This is a genomic window from Halorubrum sp. SP9 (assembly GCF_005435015.1).
Taxonomy (GTDB): Archaea; Halobacteriota; Halobacteria; order Halobacteriales; family Haloferacaceae; genus Halorubrum; species Halorubrum sodomense.
On sequence record NZ_SGXU01000510.1, the window covers coordinates 1 to 349 of the forward strand.

Genomic DNA, 349 nt, shown 5'->3' on the forward strand with positions numbered 1-349 from the left:
CTGTCGCACGGTCACCGTGCGGGTCGCCCGTCCCCAGCCGAGCCCGACGATCGACATCGTCGCGATGATGACGAACGAGGCGGGGATGCCGACCGCCGAGAGGCTGATCACGATCCCCGAGGAGACGACCGCGACGACGATGGCGGCCGTCAGCGGGAGGTCGGTGATGTCGTTACCGAGCGTGTCCAGCGTCCGGCGGGCGATGGTGAACGCGCCGACCGCGACCGCCGCGCTCCCGAGGAGGATCATCGGCGTCATCTCCACGCCGTCGAGCGCGACGAGCGGCGCGATGGCGTTCGCGATGTTCGAGGTGCCCGAGGAGAACGCCATCAGACAGCCGATGGAGATG

General features: G+C 69.3%; 1 protein-coding gene. It reads right to left on the reverse strand.

Annotated elements, in window-relative coordinates:
- Positions 1-349: inorganic phosphate transporter (locus tag EXE45_RS18420; protein WP_199233717.1), on the reverse strand; the 349-nt coding region annotated here is incomplete at both ends.